Annotated in this window: 1 protein-coding gene; it reads right to left on the reverse strand. The window is 74.0% G+C overall.

Going from position 1 to position 8992, the window contains the following annotated elements; all coding sequences use genetic code 11:
- A partial coding sequence (locus ACGFX4_RS41015; RefSeq protein ID WP_393086282.1) for an amino acid adenylation domain-containing protein occupies window positions 1-8969 on the reverse strand: 8969 nt, incomplete at its 3' end.
- Window positions 8970-8992 lie beyond the last annotated feature (23 nt).

Consider the following 8992-nt stretch of genomic DNA (forward strand, 5'->3'; position numbering starts at 1 on the left):
ACCAGGTCGAACGCCACCGACGAGAACACCGCCGAACCGCCCGGCGCGACGCACAACTCCTCCGCCGCCCACCCCAGGTGGTTCACCAGACCCGCATGCGTCACCTCCACACCCTTCGGCCGACCCGTCGACCCCGAGGTGTAGATGACGTACGCCAGGTCCTCCGGCTGCGGCCGGACCGGGAGGCCGGTCTCGGCGCGGTAGAAGTCCTCGGCGTCCAGGCAGAGCACCGGCCGTTCGAAGGCGCCGAGCAGGGCGCCGGCGTAGCCGGTCTGGGTGAGCAGCGCGGCGGCTCCGGCGTCGGCCAGGGTGTCGGCGATCCGCTGCACGGGGTAGGCCGGGTCGAGCGGCAGGTAGGCCGCGCCGGCCCGCCAGGTGCCGAGGAAGCCGGCCAGCAGGTCGGCGCCGCGGTCGAGGACCACGCCGACCACCGCACCGGGGGCGACCCCGGCGGCCCGCAGCCGGGCGGCGACCGCGTCGGCCCGGGCGATCAGCCGGCCGTACGTCACCTGCTCGCCGCCGGCGACCACGGCGACCGCGTCCGGGGTGGCCGCCGCCTGGGCGGCGATCCGCTCCGGGGCCGAGAGCGGGCCGAAGCCGGCCGTGCGGCCCGGTGCCTGCTCCCACAGCCACTGCGACTCGCCCTCGGGCAGGTACACCGCGCGGGCGTCGCCGTCCACGTCCTCGGCCATCGCGGCGAGCACCGTGCGGTACATCGCGGCCAGGCGCTCGGCGTTGGGCTGGGAGACGGCGTGCGAGTTGGTGTGGAAGGTCAGCCGGCCGGCCTGCACCGCCACGGTGAGCGGGAACTCGTTGGAGCTGAAGCAGAAGTCCAGGCGCCGGTCGACCGGGCCGTCGTCCGGCTGGTCGAAGTCGATGAAGCTGAAGTAGACGTCGATCAGGCGGGTGCCGCGGGCCAGTTCGGCCTGGATGGCGGGCATCGGGAAGTGCCGGTGCGCCCACAGCTCGGTCTCGCCGTCGAAGACCTGCTGGACCAGCTCGCGCCAGGTCGCCGCGCCGCGCCGGAAGGCGAACGGCAGGGCGTTCAGGCTCATGCCGGCCACCCGGTCGGCGCCGACCATCTCGCCACGGGTGTGCGACATCAGGCCGCTGTGGAAGGACTGCTCGTGGGTGAGCTGGCTGAGCACCTTGAGGTGCGCGGTCAGCAGCACGGTCTTCAGCGGCACGCCGGCCCGGGAGGCCAGCGACTCCAGCGCGGGCAGCAGCTCGGTGAACTCGACCAGCAGGCGGTACACCTCGCCGTCGCCGTCCCGGCCGTCGCCCCAGGCGGTGGGCAGGGTGAACTTGCTGCGGCCGGTGACCAGTTCGGTCCAGTAGCCGCGGTCCTCGGCGGAGTTCAGCGCGCGCTGCTCGGCGGCCACGAAGTCGGCGAACCGGACGCCCGGCGCCTGGTAGGCGGCCGGCGCGGTGCCGTCCCGGTGGCTGCGGTAGAGGTCGAGCAGCTGCAGGCGCAGCTGGTAGAAGCTCCAGCCGTCCAGGATCACGTGCGACTGGGAGAAGGTGAGCTGCCAGCGCCCGCCGGAGAGCAGGTGGACGAAGATCCGCAGCTGCGGGGCGACCGCGTGGTCGAGCGGGGTGGCGGCCTCCAGGTCGAGGAAGTCCGAGATCACCTCGGCCTCGGCGGCGGCGTCCAGCTCCCGGTGGTCGTACACGGTGACCGGCACCTCGGCGGTGCGGTGCACCAGCTGCACCGGCACGCTGTAGGTCTCCAGGTCGACCGAGGTGCGCAGCACCTCGTGGCGCGGGGTCAGGTCGGCGACGGCGCGGCGCAGCGCGGTCTCGTCGAAGGCCTCCTCGGCGGAGATGCCGATGGTCTTGACGATGTGGTAGTCCTGCTTGCCCTCGCCGGCCAGCATCTCGACCAGCATGCCGAGCTGGCCCTGGGTCAGCGGGTAGGCGTCCTCGACACCCTCCGGGAGCGCGGCCCGGTCCTCCTCGGTGATCAGGGCGAACGGCGCGATCCGGGCGGTGGACTCGACGATCTCGGCCCGGCCGTCCAGTGCCTCGGCGAGGCCGGCCACGGTGCGGCGGGTGAAGACGTCGCGGACCGAGGCGTCCAGGCCGGCCGCGCGGAGCGCGCCGATCAGGGCGACGGCGCGGATGGAGTCGCCGCCGAGGTCGAAGAAGGAGTCCTCGACGCCGATCCGCTCCACCCCGAGGACGGACTGCCAGACCTCGGTGATCCGGGTCTCCAGCGGGGTGCGCGGGGCCCGGTACTCCTGGCGGGCGCGGATGGCGTCCGCGCCGGGGGCGGGCAGGGCGCGCTTGTCGAGCTTGCCGTTGGTGGTCAGCGGGATGGCGTCGATCGCCAGGTAGACCGCCGGGACCATGTACTCGGGCAGCGACGCGGCCAGGAAGCCGCGCAGCTCGGCGGCGTCCGGCAGGCCGTCCCCGGCCGGGACGAGGTAGCCGACCAGTTGCTTGTCGCCGGGGTTGTCCTCGCGGAGCAGCACCACGGCCTGGTGGACGGCCGGGTGGGCGGCCAGCGCGGACTCGATCTCGCCGAGCTCCACCCGGAAGCCACGGATCTTGATCTGGTCGTCGATCCGGCCGAGGAAGTCCAGTCCGCCGTCGGAGCGGCGGGCGGCCAGGTCGCCGGAGCGGTACATCCGGGCGCCGGGGGTGCCGTACGGGTCCGGGACGAAGCGCTCGGCGGTCAGGCCCGGGCGGCCGAAGTAGCCGCGGGCGACGCCCGGTCCGGAGACGAACATCTCGCCGGTGACGCCGGCCGGGACGAGGCTGCCCTCGGCGTCCAGCAGGTGCACCTTCAGGTCGCTCAGCGGGCGGCCGATGTTGTTGCCCGCGCCGTCGGCGAAGTCCTTCTTGGTGAGCCGCTGGTAGGTGGTGTGCACGGTGGTCTCGGTGATGCCGTACATGTTGATCAGCGCGGTCCGGCCGAGGCCGCGGCGCTCGACCCACGGCCTGAGCTCCGGGATCTCCAGCTTCTCGCCGGCGAAGACCACGGCCCGCAGCGAGAGTTCGCGGATCCGGCGGTCCCCGGCCGCGGCGGCGGCGACCAGCGAGCGGAAGGCGGTCGGGGTCTGCGAGAGGACGGTGACCTCCTCGTCCACCAGCAGGTCGAGGAACTCCTCCGGGTTGCGGGCGGTGTCGGCGGTCACCAGGACCACCCGGGAGCCGTGGCAGAGCGCGGCCCACAGCTCGAACACCGAGACGTCGAAGGCGTACGAGTGGGTGATCGAGAAGACGTCGGAGTCGTCGAAGGCGTAGTGCTCCTGCGCGGTGGAGACCAGCCGGGTGACGTTGCGGTGGCTGATCGCCACGCCCTTGGGCTTCCCGGTGGAGCCGGAGGTGTAGATGGTGTACGCCAGGTTCTCCGGCTCGGCGCCGGCGCCCGGGTCGTCGGCGGGCAGCCCGGCGAGCAGCGCGGCCTCGGCCGGGTCGTCCAGGACGACGACCTCGCCGGCGTAGAACTCGCGCAGCTTCGGGGCGCAGGCCGCGTCGGTGACGACGACCTTCGCGCCGCCCGCCTCGGCGATGTACGCCAGGCGGTCGACCGGGTTGGCCGGGTCCAGCGGCAGGTAGCCGGCGCCGGACTTGAGCACGCCGATCAGGGTGGGGACGAGCTTCTCGTCGCGCTGCAGGCAGATGCCGACCAGCTGCTCGGGGCCGGCGCCCAGGCCGCGCAGGCGGTGCGCCAGACGGTTGGCCTTCTCGTCCACCTCGCGGTAGCTGAGGGTGGTGCCGCCCGCGGTGACCGCGGGCTCGTCCGGGGCGGCCTGGGCCTGCGCCGCGAAGATCGCGTGCAGGGTGCGGCCCGCCAGCGGGTCGGTGCTCTCGCCGGGGCCGTCGGCGAGCAGCTGCTCGCGCTCCCCGGCCGGCAGCAGGACGGCGCGGGCGTCGCCCTGCGCGTCGTGCGCCATGCCTTCCAGGACGGCTCGGTACATGCCGGCGATCCTCTCCATGTTGGTGGGGCTGATGGCCGCGGTGTGGCTGCTCAGGTGGAGCCGGTCGCCGCGGTTGTGGACGGTGAGTCCGATCCCGGCCTCCACCGGCGCGTTGCTGATGCGCTTGCCGGTGTCGACCATGTCGCTGTCGACCTGGTGGAAGTCCAGGTAGTTGAAGTACACGTTGACCAGGCGCTCGCCCCCGGCCGCCCGCTGGATCAGCGGCATCGGGTAGCGGCGGTGCGGCCACATCTCCACCTCGCGGGCGAAGACCCGGGCCACCAGGTCGCTCCAGGTGGCGGCACCGCGGTCCATCGCGAACGGGACGGTGTTGAGGTACATGCCGAACACCCGCTCGGCGCCCAGCTCCTCGACCCGGGTGTCGCAGACCAGGCCGGAGTGGAAGGCCGTGGCGTCGGTGAGCTGGCTCATCACCTTCAGGTGGGCCGCGTGCAGCACCGCCTTCATCGAGGCCTGGGCGGTGGAGGCCAGCCTGCGCAGGTCGGCGCCCAGGTCCTCGAACGGGATCTGGCCGTAGACCGGGGTCGGCTCGCCGGCCTCCGGGTCGGCGAGGCCGCGCAGCTGCAGCGGCCGGTAGTCCCGGACGATGCCCTCCCAGTAGCCCCGGGTGTCCTCGTCCGCGCAGGACGCGAGCTCGGCGGCGACGGTGTCCGCGAAGCGGACCTCCGGCAGCTCCTCGAACTCGGGCTCCGAGCCGTCGGCGAGGCTGCGGTAGGCGGCCAGCAGCTCCATCAGCAGCAGGTGGTAGCTCCAGCCCTCGGTGACCACGTGGCACTGGGTGAAGGTGAGCCACCAGGCCTCGTCGCTCTCCAGGTGGACGTGGAGCCGCAGCAGCGGCGCCTTGCTGACGTCGAACACCTCGGCGCGCTGCCGGGCGACGTACTCCTGCAGGATCGCCACCGCCTCGTCCTGCGGGACGCCCCGCAGGTCGGCCATGCCCACCGGGATCCGCGACTCGGGGTGCACCATCTGGATCGGCGCCGAGTAGTCGGTCAGGTGGATCGAGGTGCGCAGCACCTCGTGCCGCTCGGTGAGCAACTGGGCTGCCTGGCGCAGGAGTTCCAGCGAGAACGGCCGCGCGTCCTTGATCCGGAAGGTGTTGACGATGTGGTACACGTTCCGGGTCGAGTCGGCCAGCATCTCGATCAGCATGCCGACCTGGTTCTGGGTCAGCGGGTACGCGTCCTCGATGCCGCCGGGCAGCAGCGCCCGGTCGGCGCCGCCGATCAGCTGGAACGGCGCGACCAGCCGGCTCTCGGCCCCGGCCAGCGGCCGGTCCGCGAGGTACGCGCAGAGCCGGGCCACCGTGCGCTGCTCGAACACGTCGCGGACGGTGGCGTCCCAGCCCTGGGCGCGCAGCCGGCCGACCAGCGAGACGGCGCGGATGGAGTCGCCGCCGAGGTCGAAGAAGGAGTCCTCGACGCCGACCGCGTCGGTGTCCAGCACCTCCTGCCAGACCGCGGCGACCTGCTCCTCGAACGGGGTGCGCGGCGCCACCGAGGTGCCCCGGGTGAAGGCCTCCGCGCCGGGCTTCGGCAGCCCGCGCTTGTCGATCTTCCCGTTCGGGGTGAGCGGCACGGCCTCCAGCGCGACGAACGCCGCCGGGACCATGTACGCCGGCAGGGTGCGGCCCAGCCACTCGCGCAGCTCGCCCGGGGCGGGCTCCTCCGCGCCCTCGGCGGGCACGGTGTAGCCGACCAGCTGCTGGGTGCCCGGGGTGTCCTCGCGGACCACCACCACGGCCTGGCGCACCGCCGGGTGCTCGGCCAGCGCGGACTCGATCTCGCCCAGCTCGATCCGGTAGCCGCGGACCTTCACCTGGTCGTCGATCCGGCCCAGGAAGTCCAATTGCGGGTGGGCCAGCTGCCCGTCGGCCCGCCAGCGGACCAGGTCGCCGGTGCGGTACAGCCGGGAGCCGTCCGCGGCGAACGGGTCCGGCACGAAGCGCTCGGCGGTCAGGCCCGGACGGCCCAGGTAGCCGCGGGCCACGCCCACGCCGCCCGCGTACAGCTCGCCGGGGACGCCCAGCGGCACCGGGTCGCCGTGCGCGTCCAGCACGTACAGGCGGGTGTTGCGGACCGGGCCGCCGATCGGCACCCGGCCGTCCGCGACCTGCTCGGCGCGGCTCAGCTCGGCGTGCGTGATGTCGTCCGAGCACTCGGTCGGGCCGTAGGCGTTGACCAGCGGGATCCCCGGGAAGCGGTCGAGCCAGCGCTCGCACAGCTCCGCGGGCAGCGCCTCGCCGGTGACCATCACCCGGCGCAGCAGGCCCAGGTCCGGCGCCGGGGCGCCGGCGTCCCAGGAGTCCAACGCGGAGCGCAGCAGCGAGGGCACGACCTCCAGGACGGTCACCTCGTCGGCGACCACCCGGGCGAACAGCTCCGCCGGGTCGAGCGCCGCGTCCGGCCCGACCACCCGGACCCGGCCGCCCACCGCGAGCGCGGCGAACATCTGCCAGACCGAGATGTCGAAGCTGAGCGAGGCGTTCTGCGCCACGGTGTCCCGCGCGGTGAGCTCCAGGTCCTCGATCTTGGCGACCAGGTGGTTGCCCATGCCGAGGCGGTGCACCAGGACGCCCTTGGGGCGGCCGGTGGAGCCCGAGGTGTAGATGGTGTACGCCAGCGAGTCGTCGGCGGACAGCGGCGCGAGGTCGCGGTCCGACTCCTGCTCCCAGGACGGGTCGTCCAGCAGCAGCGCCGGGACGCCCGCCTCGGCGGCGGTCGCGGCGTGCTCGGCGACGGTGACCAGGGCGCGCACCGAGGCGTCGGCGATCAGGAAGCCGAGGCGCTCGGCCGGGAGCTTCGGGTCGAGCGGCAGGTACGCCGCGCCGGCCTTGAGCACCGCGGTGATCGCGGTCAGGGTGGCCGCGGAGCGCTCGGCGAGCACGCCGACCACGCTCTCCGGGCCGATCCCGAGGCCGCGCAGGTGGTGCGCCAGGCGGTTGGCCCGGGCGTTCAGCTCGCCGTACGTGAGCGCGGTGTCGTCGTCGCACACGGCGGGCAGCTCGGGCCGGGTGGCGGCGAAGCCCTCGATCAGCGCCAGCGGGTCGACGGTCAGCGGCTCACGCTCGGTGGCGGTCCACTCGGTGAGCAGCAGCCGGCGCTCGTCGGCCGGGAGCAGCACGCCCGCGGCGGAGCCGTCCGGGTCGGCGGCCATCGCGGCCAGCACCTCGCGGTACATCGCGGCCAGCCGCGCGCCGTTGGCGCGGGTCAGCACCTCGGTGTGCGTGGTCAGCGAGATCCGGCCGGGGCGGCAGTGCACGGTCAGGTCGAACTCGGTCTGCGAGTCGCCGACCTGCGGGCCGTCGCCGACCGAGTCGGCGTCGATCTGCGCGAAGTCGAACCAGTTGAAGACCGTGTTGACCAGCCGCTCCGCACCGGCGCCCTCGCGCAGCCGGGCGATCGCCGGCATCGGGTGGCGGCGGTTGGGCCACAGCGCCAGCTCCTGGGCGAAGACCGCCCGGACCAGCTCGGTCCAGCTGCCGCCGATCCGGTCCACGGCGAACGGCAGGGTGTTCAGGTGCATTCCGAACACCCGCTCGGCACCGGCCAGTTCGGGACGGGCGTCGACCACCAGGCCGAAGTGGAAGCCCGGCTCGGCGACCAGCTGGGAGAGCACCTTGGCGTGCGCGGCCAGCAGGACGCTCTTCAGCGAGGTGCGGGCCCTGCGGGCCAGCTGCTGCAGCGGCTCCAGCAGGTCGCCGAAGACCACCTTGACGTCGTACTCCTCGCGCTCGCCCGCACCCCAGCCCTCGGGGAGGGCGAACGGGGCCCGGTCGGCCAGCACCGCGCTCCAGTGCGCGGCCTCCTCGGCGGAGGCCAGCGACTCCAACTCACCCGCGATGAAGTCCGCGTAGCGCACCGGACCGGGCTGCCGGGGGGCCGGCTCGCGGCCGTCCCGCAGCTCCCGGTAGACCGCCAGCAGCTCACCGAGCAGGGCGTGGTGGGACCAGCCCTCGCTGATCGCGTGCGGCCGGGTCAGCACCAGCCACCAGGACGCGTCGTCCTCGACGGCGACGGAGGCCCGCAGCAGCGGCGCCTCGGCCAGGGTGAAGCCGGTGGCCCGCTCGGCCTCCAGCAACTCCTTGAGCCGGGCGTGCAGTTCGTCCCGCTCCAGGCCGCGCAGGTCGTGCACCGCGAGCGGCGTCTCGACCATGGCGTGCACCCGCTGCATCGGGACGGAGTAGGAGACCAGGTCCATCGAGGTGCGGAGCATGTCGTGCCGGGTGGAGACCTCGGCGAGGGCGGCGCGGAAGGCGGCCGGATCGAACGGCCCGTCCCCGCCGACCCGGTGGGCGGCGACGCTGTGGTACGCGCCGCCCGCCGCGCCGGGGTCCATCTCCACCAGCATGCCGATCTGCACCTGGGACAGCGGGTAGGCGTCGTCCAGGCCGGCCGGCAGGGCAGCCTTGTCGGCTGCCGAAATCAGGGCGAACGGCTCGACGCCGCCCGTGGGTCGTGCGGCCTCCGAGCGGCCGGCCACCGCCTCGCAGAGGCCGGCGACCGTGCGCTGCTCGAAGACGTCGCGGACGGTGGCGTCCACGCCCTCCGCGCGCAGCGCGCCGACCAGGGCGATCACCCGGATCGAGTCGCCGCCGAGCTCGAAGAAGCCGTCCTCGACGCCGATCTCCGCGACCCCCAGCACCTCCGACCAGACCGCGGCGACCCGCTGCTCCAGCGGGGTGCGCGGCGCGACCTTGGCGCGCTCGGCGGCGGACTCGGCGGACGGCAGGGCGGTCCGGTCGAGCTTGCCGTTGGCGTTCAGCGGCAGCGCGTCCAGGGTGACGAAGACCGCCGGGACCATGTACTCGGGCAGCGACTCGGCGCAGTGCGCGGCCAGGTCGGGCCGGGCCGTGCCGGTCACCACGTAGGCGACCAGGCGGGCCTCGCCGGCCTCGCCCTCGGCGATCACCGCGGCCTCCCGGACGTCCGGGTGGGACGAGAGGGCGGTCTGGATCTCGCCGAGTTCGATGCGGTGGCCGCGGATCTTCACCTGGTGGTCCAGGCGACCGAGGAAGTCCACCGTGCCGTCCGCCAGCACCCGGG

The organism is Kitasatospora sp. NPDC048365 (assembly GCF_043200835.1).
Classification (GTDB): domain Bacteria; phylum Actinomycetota; class Actinomycetes; order Streptomycetales; family Streptomycetaceae; genus Kitasatospora; species Kitasatospora terrestris.